The sequence below is a fragment of the Bradyrhizobium sp. BR13661 genome (assembly GCF_029892425.1).
Lineage (GTDB): Bacteria > Pseudomonadota > Alphaproteobacteria > Rhizobiales > Xanthobacteraceae > Bradyrhizobium.
On sequence record NZ_JARXWB010000026.1, the window covers coordinates 1 to 16,140 of the forward strand.

The 16,140-nt window shown below is 64.8% G+C and carries 19 protein-coding genes; 10 read left to right on the forward strand and 9 right to left on the reverse strand.

The genetic code is table 11. From position 1 onward, the window contains the following. Positions 1-39: 39 nt before the first annotated feature. Positions 40-474, reverse strand: coding sequence for a hypothetical protein (locus M2427_RS31445; protein ID WP_280710794.1), 435 nt, complete (start codon positions 472-474; stop codon positions 40-42). Between the two features lie 86 nt (positions 475-560). On the opposite strand from M2427_RS31445, the gene M2427_RS31450 reads away from it, so the two are divergent. Continuing rightward, a complete protein-coding gene (locus tag M2427_RS31450; protein ID WP_280710695.1) occupies positions 561-869 on the forward strand; it encodes a hypothetical protein in 309 nt (102 codons plus the stop codon). Positions 870-890: 21 nt separating this feature from the next. Here the strand turns inward: M2427_RS31450 and M2427_RS31455 are convergent, their stop codons facing one another. Continuing rightward, positions 891-1,661: an exodeoxyribonuclease III gene (locus M2427_RS31455; protein WP_280710696.1), complete on the reverse strand. Its 771-nt coding sequence runs from the start codon at positions 1,659-1,661 to the stop codon at positions 891-893. A gap of 40 nt (positions 1,662-1,701) precedes the next feature. Between M2427_RS31455 and M2427_RS31460 the strand changes: the two genes are divergently transcribed. Next, complete coding sequence (locus M2427_RS31460; protein WP_280710697.1) at positions 1,702-1,920, forward strand: hypothetical protein; 219 nt, start codon at positions 1,702-1,704, stop codon at positions 1,918-1,920. Positions 1,921-2,044: 124 nt separating this feature from the next. Here M2427_RS31460 and alr read toward each other — a convergent pair whose 3' ends face one another. Together alr and M2427_RS31470 are read right to left on the reverse strand one after the other, a co-directional pair. Further along, on the reverse strand, positions 2,045-3,322 hold the full coding sequence (gene alr, locus M2427_RS31465; protein WP_280710698.1) for an alanine racemase: 1,278 nt from the start codon (positions 3,320-3,322) through the stop codon (positions 2,045-2,047). A gap of 63 nt (positions 3,323-3,385) precedes the next feature. Beyond that, positions 3,386-4,894, reverse strand: coding sequence for a replicative DNA helicase (locus M2427_RS31470; RefSeq protein ID WP_280710699.1), 1,509 nt, complete (start codon positions 4,892-4,894; stop codon positions 3,386-3,388). Between the two features lie 551 nt (positions 4,895-5,445). On the opposite strand from M2427_RS31470, the gene M2427_RS31475 reads away from it, so the two are divergent. Next, positions 5,446-5,652 carry a transcriptional regulator gene (locus M2427_RS31475; RefSeq protein WP_280710700.1) on the forward strand — a complete coding sequence of 69 codons (207 nt, stop codon included), beginning with the start codon at positions 5,446-5,448 and terminating at the stop codon, positions 5,650-5,652. 3 nt (positions 5,653-5,655) lie between these two features. Here the strand turns inward: M2427_RS31475 and M2427_RS31480 are convergent, their stop codons facing one another. Beyond that, positions 5,656-6,906, reverse strand: coding sequence for a cyclopropane-fatty-acyl-phospholipid synthase family protein (locus tag M2427_RS31480; protein ID WP_280710795.1), 1,251 nt, complete (start codon positions 6,904-6,906; stop codon positions 5,656-5,658). 272 nt (positions 6,907-7,178) lie between these two features. Here M2427_RS31480 and M2427_RS31485 point away from each other — a divergent pair, with 272 nt between their 5' ends. The 3 genes from M2427_RS31485 (at position 7,179) to M2427_RS31495 (ending at position 9,338) form a co-directional block, all read left to right on the forward strand. After that, positions 7,179-8,159 (forward strand): hypothetical protein, encoded by a 981-nt coding sequence (locus M2427_RS31485; RefSeq protein WP_280710701.1) that lies wholly within the window; start codon positions 7,179-7,181, stop codon positions 8,157-8,159. 103 nt (positions 8,160-8,262) lie between these two features. Then, a complete protein-coding gene (locus tag M2427_RS31490; protein WP_280710702.1) occupies positions 8,263-8,874 on the forward strand; it encodes a TetR/AcrR family transcriptional regulator in 612 nt (203 codons plus the stop codon). After that, entirely contained in the window at positions 8,871-9,338 is a 468-nt protein-coding gene (locus M2427_RS31495) for a PaaI family thioesterase (RefSeq protein WP_280710703.1), read from the forward strand. Before M2427_RS31490 ends, M2427_RS31495 begins: the two co-directional genes overlap by 4 nt. A gap of 116 nt (positions 9,339-9,454) precedes the next feature. Here the strand turns inward: M2427_RS31495 and rplI are convergent, their stop codons facing one another. The 4 genes from rplI to rpsF form a co-directional block, all read right to left on the reverse strand. Beyond that, positions 9,455-10,054, reverse strand: a complete 600-nt coding sequence (rplI, locus tag M2427_RS31500) for a 50S ribosomal protein L9 (RefSeq protein WP_280710704.1) — start codon at positions 10,052-10,054, stop codon at positions 9,455-9,457. A gap of 48 nt (positions 10,055-10,102) precedes the next feature. Then, complete coding sequence (locus tag M2427_RS31505; RefSeq protein ID WP_280710705.1) at positions 10,103-11,080, reverse strand: DUF2232 domain-containing protein; 978 nt, start codon at positions 11,078-11,080, stop codon at positions 10,103-10,105. Positions 11,081-11,211: 131 nt separating this feature from the next. Continuing rightward, complete coding sequence (rpsR, locus tag M2427_RS31510; RefSeq protein WP_007592020.1) at positions 11,212-11,451, reverse strand: 30S ribosomal protein S18; 240 nt, start codon at positions 11,449-11,451, stop codon at positions 11,212-11,214. 5 nt (positions 11,452-11,456) lie between these two features. Further along, positions 11,457-11,954 (reverse strand): 30S ribosomal protein S6, encoded by a 498-nt coding sequence (rpsF, locus tag M2427_RS31515; protein WP_188096150.1) that lies wholly within the window; start codon positions 11,952-11,954, stop codon positions 11,457-11,459. Positions 11,955-12,295: 341 nt separating this feature from the next. Here rpsF and M2427_RS31520 point away from each other — a divergent pair, with 341 nt between their 5' ends. The 4 genes from M2427_RS31520 to fabG all read left to right on the forward strand — a co-directional run bounded on the left by M2427_RS31520 (position 12,296) and on the right by fabG (position 15,968). Continuing rightward, entirely contained in the window at positions 12,296-12,997 is a 702-nt protein-coding gene (locus M2427_RS31520; protein WP_280710706.1) for a TetR/AcrR family transcriptional regulator C-terminal domain-containing protein, read from the forward strand. 4 nt (positions 12,998-13,001) lie between these two features. After that, positions 13,002-14,027 (forward strand): fatty acid desaturase family protein, encoded by a 1,026-nt coding sequence (locus M2427_RS31525; RefSeq protein ID WP_280710707.1) that lies wholly within the window; start codon positions 13,002-13,004, stop codon positions 14,025-14,027. Positions 14,028-14,202: 175 nt separating this feature from the next. Then, positions 14,203-15,162, forward strand: coding sequence for an ACP S-malonyltransferase (gene fabD, locus M2427_RS31530; RefSeq protein WP_280710708.1), 960 nt, complete (start codon positions 14,203-14,205; stop codon positions 15,160-15,162). A 68-nt stretch (positions 15,163-15,230) separates the two neighbouring features. Continuing rightward, a complete protein-coding gene (gene fabG / locus M2427_RS31535; protein ID WP_280710709.1) occupies positions 15,231-15,968 on the forward strand; it encodes a 3-oxoacyl-[acyl-carrier-protein] reductase in 738 nt (245 codons plus the stop codon). Positions 15,969-16,140 lie beyond the last annotated feature (172 nt).

The following is a 16,140-nucleotide window of genomic DNA, read 5'->3' on the forward strand; positions in this document are numbered from 1 at the left end:
CCGAAACATCCGGCCTTCCCTGCGCAGTGGGTTGACGGCTTATGTCGTGATCTCCCCGGGGAGCGATGCACTATTGCCCCCGTCGCCTTGCAGATCACTGATGTGCACGCCCGGTTGGACATCGCACATCACCACAAAGCTTGGCGCACAGGCTCCGGGCGCCAGGACCACACGATTTTGCCGTACGCTGATCACACCGGTCGTTTGCGCGACGTCCTGCTCACGGTTGCCCGCCCTGCAAAACCTGATCGCGCCGACGTGACCTGCGTCCACCGCCGCCCGGCCCGCGTTCGTGACGATCGCGATACGCCCCTCTTCCATGGGCCGGGTTGCCGCGACACATACGCCGTTTCCGAATTTCGGTAAAGCGGAATATTTTTGCCGGCCGGTATCGATCAATTGGTGGCGTGTTTTGCCCGTCAGGCAACGCAAGATCTCGTGGCCGCGTTGGTTAACGGCCGGTGTCGCGCCCACCGCCAATCCGACCGGTTCCCCGGCCTGATCCTTAGAATTTGAAGCGTATTGATTGGAGCGTTCGCTCAAAGAATTTGAGGTGCGCGATGCCCGATCACCATTCCTTCTCCGCGCTCGACCGTCATGCGGTTCTCAGCGGATCCGATAACGGCTTTCCCTGGTACGCCGGCGCGATGCTCGCGGTTGAAGCGAGCGAAGTGGTTCGCCTCCGCTGCGAGAAGCTCAGCCATGGCGACGAAGCCGCCGGGCAGGAGGCCGTGCTGATGGTCAGCGAGAAGTTCGCTGCCGCTTTCGAAGCATTTGCGATCCTGCTTTCTGGCGCAACGCCGGCAGAGGTCGTTCGGCGCTATCGCGAGCACGTGGCCGCGAACGCCAAGCGCCTGTCCGCGAGCTAGATTCCGCGCGCGACCCCATGCTTATTTCAGCACCACCCACGCCGGCGCATGATCGCTCGCGCCGTCTTCGCCGCGTACCTTCTTGTCGACGCCGGCCTTTGCCAGGCGTGAGATGAGGGCAGGGCTCAGCAGCAGATGATCGAGCCTGAGGCCCGCATCGCGCGGCCAGCGGTTTCGCTTGTAATCCCAGAATGTGTAGATGCGCTTGTCTCCGTGCAGCTCGCGGATCGCATCGCACCAGCCTTGTTCGACGAGCGCGGCGAAGGCCGCGCGGCTCTTCGGCTGGATCAGTGCATCCTTGTCCCATGAGCGCGTCGGATAGATGTCGATCTTATCGGGCGCGACATTGTAGTCGCCGGCGAGCACGACGGGCAGATCCTGCTTGATGAAGGTCCTGGCGTGGCGCTTCAGCCGCGCGAACCAGTCGAGCTTGTAGTCGAATTTCGGCCCCGGCTGCGGATTGCCGTTGGGCAGATAGATGCTGGTGACGATGATGCCGCGCACGGCTGCCTCGATGTAGCGGGCTTCGTGATCTTCAGGTTTTCCGGGGAGGCGGTCGCGGGTGAGAATGGGCTCGGCGTTGCGGGCGAGGATGGCGACGCCGTTCCAGGTCTTTTGTCCACGCCAGACCGCGCCGTAGCCGGCTTTTTCGATCGCGGCGGCCGGAAATTCGCCATCACTTGCCTTCAACTCCTGAAGCGCAACGACATCAGGCTTCGCCGCCCGCATCCATGCGAGCAGATTGGGCAGCCGGCGGTTGATGTTGTTGATGTTGAATGTCGCAATCTTCATGTAGAGCTACCGGCTCCTGCCTTTCGTCACCGGAGATCCAATGTCCAAGTTGAGCTTAGCCGCTATCGCGTTCGTCGTCGCACTCTCCGGGGCCACTTCTGCACAATCGGCCGATGCGCGCGGCGCCTGCAAGGCGGACTACGACAAATTCTGCGCCGGTATTGCGCCAGGCGGCGGCATCGTGGCCTGCCTGAACGGCAAGCGCGATCAGCTCAGCACGACCTGCAAGGCGGCGCTGGACAGCAGGAAGAAGAAGTAAGTCTCGTGTCCCGGACGCGCGTAGCGCGAGCCGGGACCCAGAAGGCGACACAGTGCGCTGCACTGGACGATGCTTCGCATCGCCAGGGGCGCATTGCGCTGCGTCCGGGGCACGAGAGCATTGACTAGGACGGTAGCGGCGGCGGAGCAGCCTGCTGCTCGAGCGGCGGCGGTGAGAGCGGCTGTTCGGCCGCCTTCGCGGGCTCCGGCTTCGTCAGCGGCTCGACCGCGTTGCCGCCCTTGTAGACGCGGGCGTAACGGCGGCCGAGGCTGGTCAGCACCTCATAGCCGATCGTGCCGAAATGATGGGCGAGCTCGTCGACGGTGATGCCCTCGCCGAGCAGTGTCACCATATGGCCGCGACGCGCCGCGTTCGGCGGCAGATCGGTGATGTCGATCGCGATCAGGTCCATCGAGACGCGGCCTGCGACCGGGCAGCGCTTGCCGGCCACGATCACTTCGGCGCCGCGGGTGCCGTCATTGGAGCTGGCGGCGCGGAAATAGCCGTCGGCATAGCCGACCGCGATGATCGCAAGCTTGGTCGGCCGTCGCGCGGACCAGGTACCGCCATAACCGACGGTCTCGCCGCGCTCGATCGAACGGGTCTGCACGATGCGCGCCTTGAGGTCCACGACCGGTTGCATCGGATTGTCGGCCTCCGGCGTCGGATTGACGCCGTAGAGCGCCGCGCCCGGCCGCACCAGGTCGAACTGGAACGGCGCGCCGAGGAAGATGCCTGAGGAATTGGCGAGCGCCGCGGGCACCCCGGAGAATTCGCTGGCGATGGCGCGGAAGGCTGCGAGCTGTTTTGCGTTGACTGGGCTGTTGAGCTGCTCGGCCGAGACCAGATGGCTCATCACCAGCGTGATGCCGTGATCGCCGGCATTGATGCGGGGGATGATGGCCTGCGCTTCCGATAGCGTCAGCCCGAGCCGGTTCATGCCGGTGTCGATGTGGATGGCGGCGCCGCCGGACCAGCCGGTGCGGCGGCAGAACACGTCCCATTCGGCGAGCTCGTTGAGATCGCCGATCACGGGGCGGCAATTGATCCTGGCGTAGTGCTCGCCGGTGTTCTGGAAATAGCCGCCGAGCACGTAGATCGCGGCGTCTGGCACCGCTGCGCGCGCGGTGCGGGCCTCCTCGATGGTGGCGACGAAGAAGGTCTTGCAGCCGGCTTTGTTCAGCGCTTGCGCGACCTGGGCCGTGCCGCAGCCATACGCGTCGGCCTTGATCACCGCCGAGCATTCGGCCGGCACCGCCGTCTTCTCGAGCTTGCGCCAGTTGGCGATGATAGCGTCGAGATCGACGGTGAGCACGCCGCCATAGGCAGCGAGCGCGGCAGCCTGATTGGCCTCCGCGGAGAGAAGGCCGGATTGCGGGATCATGTTCGTGTCGGACGCCATTGTCATGGCGTCGTTTTACGCAAGAGGCAGGGCTGGTTCAACCCGGGGAACTTTACAAAGGACCTAGTAGTCGCCGCCACGATCCGGCAATTGCCCGTCATGCGAGAGGTCACCGAAGCGGGTCACCGAGGCATCGAACTGCAATTCGACAGTGCCGGTCGGACCATGGCGCTGCTTGCCGATGATGACTTCGGCCCGGCCGACCGTGCGTTCCATGTCGGCCTGCCATTTGGCATGCTCCTCGGTGCCGGGGCGCGGCTCCTTCATGGCGAGGTAATATTCCTCGCGGAACACGAACAGCACGACGTCGGCGTCCTGCTCGATCGAACCGGATTCACGCAGGTCCGAGAGCTGCGGCCGCTTGTCGTCGCGGGATTCGACCTGACGCGACAACTGCGACAGCGCGATGATGGGGACGTTGAGCTCCTTGGCCAGCGCTTTCAGGCTGGTGGTGATCTCGGTGATTTCCTGCACCCGGCTGTCGCTGGCGCGCTTGCCCGAGCCTGACAGCAATTGGATGTAGTCGATGACCAGGAGATCGAGGCCCTTCTGCCGCTTCAGCCGGCGCGCGCGCGCCATCAGCTGTGCGATCGACAGACCACCGGTCGCGTCGACATAGAACGGCAGCGATTGCAGCTCGATCGACACCTGGCGGATCTTCTCGAAATCCGCTTCCGAGATGCCGCCGCGGCGGATGTGGGAGGAGGGGATGCCGGTGCGCTCGGCGACGATACGCGTGGCAAGCTGGTCGGCCGACATTTCGCAGGAGAAGAAGCCGATGACGCCGCCATTGGCGGCCTTCATGGTGCCGTCGGCCTGGAGCTCGCCGACATAGGCTTGCGCGACGTTGTAGGCGATGTTGGTCGCCAGCGACGTCTTGCCCATGCCGGGACGCCCCGCCACGATGATGAGGTCGGAATGCTGCAGGCCGCCCATCTTGGTGTCGAGGTCGCGCAGGCCCGTCGAGATGCCGGACAGCTTTCCGTCGCGCTGGAAGGCCTTGGCCGCGAGATCGACCGCCACCGCCAACGCCTGCGAGAACTTCTGGAAGCCGCCGTCATAGCGGCCGGACTCAGCGAGCTCGTAGAGCCGGCGCTCGGCGTCCTCGATCTGCGCCCGCGGTGCGAAATCGACCGGGGCGTCATAGGCGACATTGACCATGTCCTCGCCGATGCCGATCAGATCGCGCCGCAGCGCAAGATCGTAGATGGTGCGGCCGTAGTCCTGGGCGTTGATGATGGTGGTCGCTTCGGCCGCGAGCCGCGCCAGATATTGGCCGATGGTCATGCCGCCGACGTCGGTGTCGGCGGGCAGGAACGTCTTCAGCGTCACGGGCGTGGCAATCTTGCCCATCCGGATCAGGCTGCCGGCGGTCTCGAAGATGGTCTGGTGCAACGGCTCGAAATAATGCTTCGGCTCCAGGAAGTCGGAGACACGATAGAAGGCGTCGTTGTTGACCAGGATCGCGCCCAAAAGGCTCTGTTCCGCCTCGATATTGTGCGGTGCGCTGCGATACGCGGGAGTTCCGGGCTCGGGCGCGAGCTTGAGGACGTTCGAATCAGTCAGGGCCATGGTCCGACGTACTTAGCAATTCTTCTTGGCAGATGCGGGGCCGGGATAAAGCGCCGCCGCAAGCCAAAGCGGAAGCTAAAACTTCGTCACTATCAACCGATCTTAAAAGCGGTGGATGATTAGCGGCCGCGGCATGCGCCGCGCTTGACGGATTTTTGCGGGACTCAGGTCAGGCACGGAAGTGGCCGCGATTGCGCCACGGAAAAATCCTGAAACCGTGAACCTAATGAATCGAGCTGCAGACGTATTTAAAGGCGCGCGAATTGGCGCGCTGGCGCCCGGTGCGGGTTCAAACCAGCAGGAGGTAGACCAGCGCAACCAGGGCCGCGCCGACGCCGGTGGCGATCAGGGCGTAATCGGTGCGGAGGTCGTCCTGCACGTCGAATGAGGTTTGGGTCTTCTTGCTCATGGCGACGGTCTAAGGCAGCGCCGTCGAGAGGAATGTGAACCAGATCACATGTCCCCGGATTCTTTCGGGGGCAGGACAGGGAACAGGCGGGCGGGTCGGGGATTACCCTCATGCCCCCGACCAGAGGGAGACGAGGCGAGCCATGTGGCCAGAACGGCAGCTCCAGGTCTGGCGAAGCGAAGCAGGCAGCCGGCTGTGGCTGTCCGGGCTGATCGCGGCCATGCAGGACGCCGAACGGCCCGAAATCCGGCGTCAGGCGGTCGCACCGGAGGTCATCGTGGACCTGACGGCGCAACTGGCGTTAGCAATGTCTTACCGCTCGTCCCCGTTATCGACCTCGCGCCACTAGGATCTATTCACCAGCCAGCTTCAGCCTCGGCCTGGCGCCGCCCTCGAGGGCGCGCAGCCGGGCTTCCTCGTGCGCGATATAGTCGCGGGTCATGGGGACAACGCCCTGGCGCTTGGTCAGCTGGATCTGGAAGTTCATCATGCCCTGCTTGCGGAACGTCATCTCGCAGGCGGCGAGGTAGAATTCCCACATCAGCGCGAAGCGCTCGTCATAGAGCTGCACGGCTTCTTCGCGCCTTGCCATGAAGCGTTCCCGCCAGGCCTTCAGCGTCTCGGCGTAGTGCAGGCGCAGGATTTCGACGTCGCAGACGAGCAGGCCGGCGTCCTCGATCGCCGGAAAGACTTCCGAGAGTGACGGAATGTATCCGCCTGGAAAGATGTATTTGGCGATCCAGGGATTGGTCGAATCCGGCCCCTGCGAGCGGCCGATCGAGTGCAGCAGCATGATGCCGTCGTCGCTGAGCAGCTCGGCGCAGCGCCGGAAATAGGTGCCGTACGACCTGGCTCCGACGTGCTCGAACATGCCGACCGACACGATACGGTCGAATGGCCCCTCGATGTCGCGATAGTCCTGGAGCAGGAAGCGCGCCGAGCCGGCCAGGCCTTTTTCGGCGGCGCGCGCATTTGCGACCTGCAACTGCTCCGTCGACAGCGTCACGCCGGTGACGTCGGCGCCTGCGATCTCGGCGAGGTAGAGGCCGAGCCCGCCCCAGCCTGAGCCGATGTCGAGCACGCGCTGGCCGCGCCTCGCCAGCAGCTTTGCGGTGACGTGGCGCTTCTTGGCGAGCTGCGCGTCGTCGAGCGTGGCGTCCGGCGTCTCGAAATAGGCGCAGCTATATTGCTTGTCGGCGTCGAGGAACAGCGAATAGAGCCGCGCATCGAGATCGTAGTGATGCGCGACGTTACTGCGCGAGCGCGCCCGCGGATTGAACTGTCTCAGGTGCCGGACGAAATAGCGCAGATGCCACCATGGCTTGGCCCAGTGCGGCAACAGCTCGGCTTGATCGAGCAGGACCGCGATGGCATCCGCGATGGTGCCGCGCTCGACGACGAACTCACCGTTCATGTAGGCCTCGCCAAGCCCGAGCTCGGGATTGATGAGGACCCTTCGTTGAGCGTCGGCCGTGACGAAGCGCACTTCAACGGGCTCGCCGGAGCCGTCACCGAGGGTGAACTTCGTTCCTCCCGCGGTGGTCACGGTCATGGACCCACGGCGGATGAACTGAGACAGGAACTTACGCAACAAGCGGTCCATAGACACCAGCCTCTCGAGCGAGCCCGAAAAGATGCACCTACCCGGCCGTCACACCGACGTCTGGAAGGATACATTGGTTCCAATGCGTTCGCATGTAAATCTAGGGGGGTTATTCCCGCCCCGCTAATGCGTTGTGTTCAAACCCGATATCCGAAAATCGCGTGTTCACATGCTTGATCAGTGCGCTTCCATTCGCAGCGCAATCGGCTAAAAGGTGACCGCCGCCGCGCCGATGCCGGCCGCATCTGTCGAATTTCAATGGAGATGATGGAATGTCGAGCCGAGCGCTCAGCCTCGCCACGGTGCTGTTTCTGATCGGCTTCGGTGCCTCCGATGCCGTTCTGGCGCAGGCGACGAATCTCGAGGCCGGCAAGGCCCCATCCCAGATCTTCGCGCAGACCTGCAACGCCTGCCACAAGAGCCCGCGCGGGCTGCTGAAGACGGTCGCACCGGGCTCGCTGCCGGGCTTCCTGCGTCAGCACTACACCACCAGCTCCGACATGGCCGGCGTACTGGCCTCCTACCTCGTCTCCAACGGCGCCACCGACGCTCGCTACCAGTCCAAGGATGGTGGCAAGGACAAGAAGGACGGCGCCAAGGAGAAGGACGCCAACACGAATTCGGGGCCGTCGCCCGAGCATCAAGGGCGCCGCCAGCGGCAGGAAGCCGCCAAGCCGGAAGGTGAGGGTGGTGCCACCCCGGCGCCCGAGGGCCGTCAGAAGCGCGCGGCGCGACCGAGCGAAGAGGGCGCGAAGGAAGGCGCCAAGCCTGAGGCCGCCACCGAACAACCGCCCGAGGGCCGCAAAGGCAAGCGCATGAGCAAGCGGAGCAAGCCGGAGACGGATGACGCAGCCGCGCCGAAGGTCGATTCCAAGGCCGAGCCCAAGACTGAATCAAAGAGCGAGAGCGCCAAGGTCGATTCCGAGTCCAAGCCCGACAGCGCCAAGCCGGCGGAGAAGCCTGCGGAAGCCAAGCCCGAGAGCGCCAAGGTCGAGCCGAGCACCAGCGAGACGCCGGCTTTGCGCCCCGATCCGGTGCCGCAGGTGACACCCGCCGCGCCGGCGGCCGCCAAGCCGGCCGAACCGGCTCCGCCCAAGCCCGTGGAAGCAGCTGTCTCCAAGCCGGCGGAGCCCGCGCCCAGCGCCGAGCCGGCAGCCAAGCCGGCAGAGCCTGCGCCGACAGCGCCAGCGGCGGCTCCGTCGCCGGCACCCGCGGAGTCCTCCGGTCCGCCGGCCCCGCCGATCTCGCGATAAGCAACTCGTCTCATTGATTTACGAAGGCCGCGCTCACCGCGGCCTTCGCCGTCTTGACCGCGATTAGAGCATTGCTCTAGAGTACTGCTCTAGGAGAGTGCTGATGTCATCTGGCGTGCGTGATGATCTGTTGGCTGCGGGGCTCGCGGTGTTCGACCGCGCGGGCTTCGAGGGCGCGACGGTGGCCGCGATCCGTGCCAGGGCGCGGGCCTCCAATGGCAGCTTCTTTCATGTGTTCGGGTCCAAACTGGAGCTCGCCGGCGCGCTGTTCCTGGAGGTGCTGCGGCACTATCACGCCGCGATGCTTGCCGCGCTCGACCCGATGCCGGATGCAGAGCAGGGTATCGATCGCCTGATCCGCGCCCATCTCGACTGGGTCGTGCTGAGCCGCCGCGAGGCGCGCTATCTCTTCGAGATCTCACGCAACGAGTGGGGGGAGGACATCCGCGACGCCCAGCGCGTGCAGAACGCGCGGCTCGCCGAAGGTCTCGAACGCTGGCGTGCGCCATTGGTGGCGCGCGGCGAGCTCTTGCCAATGCCGGCCGTGATGTTCGTCAGCCAGTTGATCGGCCCCGCGCAGATCTTCTGCCGCGCCTTTCTCTCCGGACGCGATCGGGCGGATCCGCGTGGCGAGGTCGTTACGCTGGTGGCCTGTGCCATCCGCGCGCTGGTGCCGGCCGGGCGCGTCAACAACAAGCAGGGAGCAGGGGCATGAGCAACGAGGCCGATCCCGAATTCATTCCGATTGCCGAACGCATCCACGCCAATGTCGGCCGGCAGGGCTTCATGAACCTCGTCGGCGCCGAGCTTTCGGAGATATCGCGAGGCACCTGCACGATTGCGGTCGAGCGGCGGCCGGAGCTGTTGCAGCAGCACGGCTTCTTCCATGGCGGCGTGACGGCCTTCCTGGTCGACAACGCCACCACCATTGCGGCGGCGACCTCGCGCGGGCAGCCGGCGCTGACGGCGGAATACAAGCTCAATCTGTTGTCGCCGGCGGTCGGCGACAGGTTGATCTGCCGGGCGAGGGTGATCAAGCCGGGGCGCCAGGTCTCGGTGGTCGCGGCCGACGTGTTCTGCGTCAGCGATGGCGTCGAGAAGCATACCGCGACGGCGCTCGCCTCGATCGCCATGCTGAGCGAGGATGTCGCTGCAAAAACGAAAAGCCCGGCTGCCTGAGGCAGCCGGGCTTATTCCTACGGCCGTCATTCCGGGGCTCGCGAAGCGAGAACCCGGAATCTCGAGATTCCGGGTTCTGGTCCTTTGGACCATCCCGGAATGACGAACTGACTGTCTTACTTCTCTTCTGCTGCCGGAGCCGGCTCGACCTCGTCGTGCTGGGCTTCCGGATCGAAGAACTCGCCGGCGGCGGCAATCGCCTCGGCGGCCGCGTCGCGGTCCTCGTTGCGGGTGGAGATGTCCTCGCCGCGGTTGATGCGCTCGGCCTCGTCCTGGCTGCGCGCAACCGTCACGGAAACCTCGACCTCGACTTCGGGGTGGACGGCGACGGTGATCGAGTGCTTGCCGATGGTCTTGATCGGCGCGTCGAGCTGCACCTGCGGACGGGAGAGCGAGACGCCGTCGGCCTCGAAGGCGACAATCACATCACGCACCGTGACCGAGCCGAACAGCTGGCCGGCTTCGGACGCCTGGCGGAGCACGATGATGTTCTTGCCCGCGATCTTCTCGGCGACCTTGGAGGCCTCGCCCTTTGAGGCAAGGTTGCGGGCTTCGAGATCGGCCTTCATGCCGTCGTACTTGGCCTTGTTGTCGGCAGTGGCGCGCAGCGCCTTGCCGCGCTTGAGCAGGAAATTGCGGGCATAGCCGTCGCGAACCTTCACGACTTCGCCCATCTGGCCGAGCTTGCTGACGCGTTCCAGCAAAATGACTTCCATATTCGTTCTCCTTTGAAGTGGTCAGGGTTTTTAGGTTTCGGGTTGAACTCAAGAGGTCGGCAATGGCGGCGGTTGCCGGTTGCGCAGGAAGCGCTCGCGGAAGCCGAACACGGCATCCGCAAGCCCAAGGATCACCATCGCGATCACCGGCCAGCCGAACACGACGACGACGGCATAGGTTGAACCGAGCCAGAAGGTGCGGCTCTTCAGCGCGAGCGTCAGTGTGTGCAGCACGGCAAAGCCGGTCAGCGCGTAGGCCATCATCAATGCCGCCGTGGCGATCTGCGCGACGATCGCGAACAGGCCGCCGGTGAAGCAGAAGGCGACCGCGATGCAGAGCACCGCGAGCGTCATCGCCGGCAATTCGGCCGTCTTCAAATCCGGCCAGGGGCGGCGCAGCCGGCCTGATGTCGCCGTCACTTTGGCGCTGAGCCAAAGGTTGAGCGTGAGCGTCATCATCGAGACGATGGCAGCGGCAGCCGGGGCGATGCGGATCAGCGCGTCGATAAACTGGTCGGCCTCACCGGAGGCCTGCGGATCGGTGGCGCGGAGGATGCGCATCAGGCCACGCTTGAGCGTGCTTGTGATGGTCTCTGCGTCGCTACCGAGCGTGAGGAGGGCGGCGAATGTGGTCAGCATGGCGAAGCCTGCGATCCACAACAGGATGCGGCCGACCGGATACCATTCGATGTCGGGTTCGGCTGGCGTTGCGATGGCTGCGGCAGGCGTCACGCTCGCAACGTGCCGACCGAGCAAGACAAGGTGGCCCAACCACCAGGCCGGCAGTGCGACGGTGACGGCAAAAGCGATGCAGTAGGGCAGGCCAAAAATGGCGCCGAGGCCGATCGCGGCGAAGATACCGCCCAGGCTAGCGTAGAGTGGCCCCCAGCCGATCGCGGCGACCATCAGCGGCAGTGGTGCGAGATAGAACAGGACGAGCGAGATCAGCGCGCCCGACACGATCGAGGCGAACATCAGGGCCGACGCAGCGCCGGCGATCAGGGCTATCAGTCCAAATACCATCATCAGCTGTCCCGCTCCCTTCGAGCGGTTAGAGGCGCTTTGCCCCAACCATCGGCGACCGGATGACCCGGAAGCCTTATGAGTTCGAAAAAGTCGCGACCGGCGACGTGGATCGCCGCCGGTCGGAATTCGTCTTAGCGAATGACGTAGGGCAAGAGGCCCAGGAACCGCGCGCGCTTAATGGCGCGGGCGAGCTCACGCTGCTTCTTCGCGGACACGGCGGTGATGCGGCTCGGCACGATCTTGCCGCGCTCGGAGACGTAACGCATCAAGAGCTTGGAGTCCTTGTAGTCGATCTTCGGCGCATTGGCTCCCGTGAACGGGCAGCTCTTGCGGCGACGGAAAAACGGGCGGCGTGCACCAGCTTCAGCCATTGTTCTTACTCCCCATCCGTCGTTTCAGCTTCGTCGCGCGGACGGCGTGGGCCGCGATCACCGCGGAAGCCGCCACCGTCGCGATCGCCGCCACGGAAACCGCCTTCGCGGTCGCCACGGAAGCCGCCGCCTTCACGATCGCGGAATCCACCGCCACGGTCGTCACGCTCGCGATCGCGGTCGGCCTTGCGCATCATCGCGGACGGGCCTTCCTCGAGCTCCTCGACGCGCACGCTGAGATAGCGGATCACGTCTTCGCTGATGCGCTCCTGGCGCTCGATCTCGGCGATCGCCGCGGAGGGCGCGTCGATGTTGAGCAGCACGAAGTGCGCCTTGCGGTTCTTGTTCATGCGGTAGGTGAGGGAGCGAACGCCCCAATTCTCGGTCTTGGTGACCTTGCCGCCGAGACCCTCGACGATGCCGGTCATCTGCGCAGTCAGCTCTTCGACCTGCTGCGTGCTCGCGTCCTGGCGCGCGAGAAAAACATGCTCATAGAGAGCCATTGTCGTCCTTTCCCGTGTTGGCGCATTGCCCGGCGTCAAGCCCTTAAGAGACCTTCGGAAAGGACTCTGGGATTAAGCTCAGAAGGCGGAAACACGGGACGACGGGCCGACTGGCCCTGCCACACCAAAATCACTGAGGATTTGCTGAGACCGTCCGTTCAGCTCCCGGCCGGGGTCTGCGGATGCGCGCGTTATACGGATTTTGGACGGCTTGGCAAGGTTGCAGGCCGAGTTTTCGGCCCGGATGGTCCCGGTGGGCGACGGAACCGGTCCTCACATACCACATCGGGCTTGATCTATTTGTTTGTACGTCATACAAATAAATCAGGGAGAGGACCCCAATGGCGAACAAGCCGGCCCAGGAGCCGCTTGAGGCGGGCGACCCCAAGCATGCTGTGCGGGCGACACGCTCGGCCGGCCGCAAGATGCGCTCCCTGCTGCTGGATGCGGCGAGCCCGCTGTTTCGCGAGCGGGGGTTGTCAGGCACCGCGATCACCGACATCGCCGCCGCTGCGGACGCGTTTCCGAGCCAGATCACCTATTACTTCCGCACCAAGGAGGCGCTGTTCGTCGAATGCGCCTGCCGCGAGCTGCTATATCTGGCCCGCGCTACCGAGCAGGCCGCGCTGAAGGCGCGCACGCCGCGGGACTACACCCACGCGCTGGCCGAGACCGTGACCGCGAGCGATTCGATCGCCTTCTTCGCTGAGGCACTGACGCTGACGCGGCGGCGACAGGATCTGGCGCCGCTGGTCGAGCGCACCATCGAGCGCCTGCACTCGGAGGGGGCGCGCGCCTATGCGGGCCAGGTGGCACGCCACGGCTGGCGCTCGCTGCGCGCACCCGACGAAAGCTCGCGGCGGTTCTGGGCCGTTGCGATCGGGGTCATCCTGGAGGGTTACGCGATGGGCCGCTCGCCCGAAGTGCTCTGCGCCGAGATGCTGCGCGTGCTTGGCGAGCAGGCGAAATCGACCGGCGACACGGCGCGGCTGCGTCTTGTCGACGCGCGTGACGGATCAACGGATTCAAACGAGCAAGGGTAGGGCCATGACCGCACTTCGCATGCGTGCCCGCGATTTCCTGACCGACGATCAACTCGCCGATGTGCGCCAGCGCGTAACCTGGAAGGGCGTCGCGATGATCGCCCATGCCTGGGCGCTGATCATTGGTGCGATCGCGCTGGTCGCGTGGTGGCCCAACCCCATCACCTATGTTCTTGCTGTCGCCATCATCGGCTCGCGTCAACTCGGGCTTGCAATCCTGATGCATGACGGCGCCCATGGCTGCCTGTCCGCCGACGAGAAAACCAATCTGGCGCTGAGCCAATGGCTCTGCGCCTATCCTTTGTTTGCCGAGACGCGCAGCTATCGCCGCTATCACCTCCAGCATCACGCACGCACCCAGCAGGAGGACGATCCTGATCTGGTGCTGTCGGCGCCGTTTCCGATCACCAAACTAAGCTACCGCCGCAAATTCATCCGCGACATCACCGGGCAGACCGGCTACCAGCAGCGCAAGGCGCAATTGCTCAATGCGCTTGGCCCTAAGGATTGGCCGTGGCGCCAGCGCGCCGCGCATTTCTGGGACAAGCTCGGCCCGCAATGCATTGTCAACGCCGCGATGTTCGCCGGCCTTGCCGCGGCCGGCGTGTGGTGGGCCTATCCGCTGCTATGGCTGGTGCCGCTGCTGACCTGGATGATGGTGATCACCCGCATCCGCAACATCGCCGAGCATGCCGTCGTCCCCGACAGCAGCGATCCCTTGCGCAATACGCGCACCACGCACGCCAATTTCCTCGAGCGGCTGTTCATCGCGCCATACTACGTGAACTACCACCTCGAGCATCACCTGCTGTTCTACGTGCCTTGCTACAATCTGCCGAAGGTGCATCGCCTGCTCAGCGAGAGCCGGCATGCCGGCCGCATGGAGGTGCAGCCGAACTACGCCGCGGTGCTGCGGCTTGCGACCGCCAAACCTGACAGCGATGACCGGCCAGGTCAGTTGGTTAGCAATGTGCGGCGCGCGCGGGCCGGTGCCGAAGTCGGAGCGGATCAGAAGGCCGGCGGGTTTTGAGGGGCCGCATCCCCAGTTGAACGCCGGCCCGGCTTTCCATCTTGGCTTGACAGTCCGGCCCCGGACAGTGTCTACGGCCCCTTTCGGAGCATGGTCGGGAACCAAGGCTCGGGCCGAGCGTCATCGGCTGCCGGGTTCTCGCAGCACACGGCTCCATTTGATCCAGGGAGCGCCGATGACGGCAGCATTCACATTTCCGGGGCAGGGATCCCAGGCGGTTGGCATGGGCAAGGCCCTGGCCGACGCCTTTGCGGCGGCGCGTGCCGTATTCGATGAGGTCGATGCCGCGCTTGGGGAGAAGTTGACGGCGATCATCTGGGATGGCCCGGCCGAAACCCTTCAGCTCACCGAGAACGCCCAGCCAGCCCTGATGGCGGTCTCGGTCGCGACCCTGCGCGTGCTTGAAGAGGAAGTCGGATTTTCCGTGGGGCGGGATGCGGCCTTCGTCGCCGGCCACTCGCTCGGCGAATATTCGGCGCTGGCTGCGGCCGGTAGCCTCACCATCTCGGATACCGCGCGGCTGCTTCGCACGCGCGGTCTCGCAATGCAAAAAGCCGTGCCGGTCGGCGCCGGCGCCATGGCCGCGCTGCTTGGCCTCGATTACGATGCCGCCTTGGAGGTCGCCCGGGAGGCGGCACAGGGTCAGGTCTGTCAGGCCGCCAACGACAATGGCGGCGGCCAGGTGGTCGTCTCGGGCGACAAGGCCGCGGTCGATCGCGCGGTCGAGATCGCCAAGACCAAGGGCGCCAAGCGCGCGATGTTGCTGCCGGTCTCCGCACCGTTCCATTGCCAGTTGATGCAGCCCGCGGCCGACGCCATGGCCGAGGCGCTGTCCAAGGTCACGATCAAGGCGCCGGCTGCGCCGCTGGTCTCGAACGTGCTTGCAAGTGCCATCACCGATCCCGACGAAATCCGCCGCCGGCTGGTCGAGCAGGTCACCGGCACGGTGCGCTGGCGCGAGTCGGTTGCCTATATGGCGGGGCAGGGCGTCACCCGTTTCTTCGAGATCGGCGCGGGCAAGGTGCTGACGGGTCTCGTCAAGCGCATCGCGGACGGTGCCGTCGGCGTCGCGGTCAACGGACCGAACGATATTGCCGCCGCCAAGGATGCATTGGCTGCTGCGAAGCAGGCCTAGAGTTTACGCACGATCTTTCCGGAAAACCGCTGCAGACTTTTCCGGATCGTGCTTTGGAGGAGTTTTCGATGTTCGATCTGACTGGCAAAAAGGCGCTCGTCACCGGTGCGACCGGCGGTATCGGCGGCGCGATCGCGCAGGCGCTGCACGCCCAGGGCGCAACCGTTGCGATCTCAGGGACGCGCAAGGAAGTGCTGGATGAGCTGGCCGGCAAGCTCGGCGAGCGCGCCCATGTGCTGCCCTGCAATCTCTCCAAGGCCGACGAGGTCGAGGCGCTGGTGCCGGCTGCGGAAGCCGCGATGGGTCAGGTGGATATTCTCATCGCCAATGCCGGCATCACGCGGGACAATCTGTTCGTTCAGCTTCGCGACGAGGATTGGGACGAGGTCATCAACGTCAACCTGACCGCCACGTTCCGCCTGGCACGTGCCGCCACCAAATTGATGATGCGCAAGCGCTTTGGCCGCATCATTGCGATCACGTCGATCGTCGGCGTGACCGGCAATCCCGGACAGGGCAACTACACCGCCTCGAAGGCCGGCCTGATCGGCATGATCAAGACGCTGGGCGCCGAATATGCCAAGCGCGGCGTCACCGCCAATTGCATCGCGCCCGGCTTCATCAAGACGCCGATGACCGATGCGCTCAACGACAAGCAGCGCGAGACGATTCTGGCCAAGGTTCCGGCAGCCCGCCTGGGTACGCCCGAGGATATCGCGGCAGCGGCGGTTTACCTGAGTTCGAACGAAGCAGCCTACGTCACCGGCCAAACCATCCACGTTAACGGCGGCATGGCCATGATCTGACGCGCGGTTTCGCACTGCCCACATGGGCGGGGGCAGGTAGCGGCAAACGGCCGTTTCCGGAGCGAATTGAGGCGTGTAGTCAAGCCAATTGAAGTATGATAACCGGACCTTCAACGGATGGGCAAAGAACGCCATTGCAGGTTTTTGAAACCCTGTATATTGGCCATGCGGA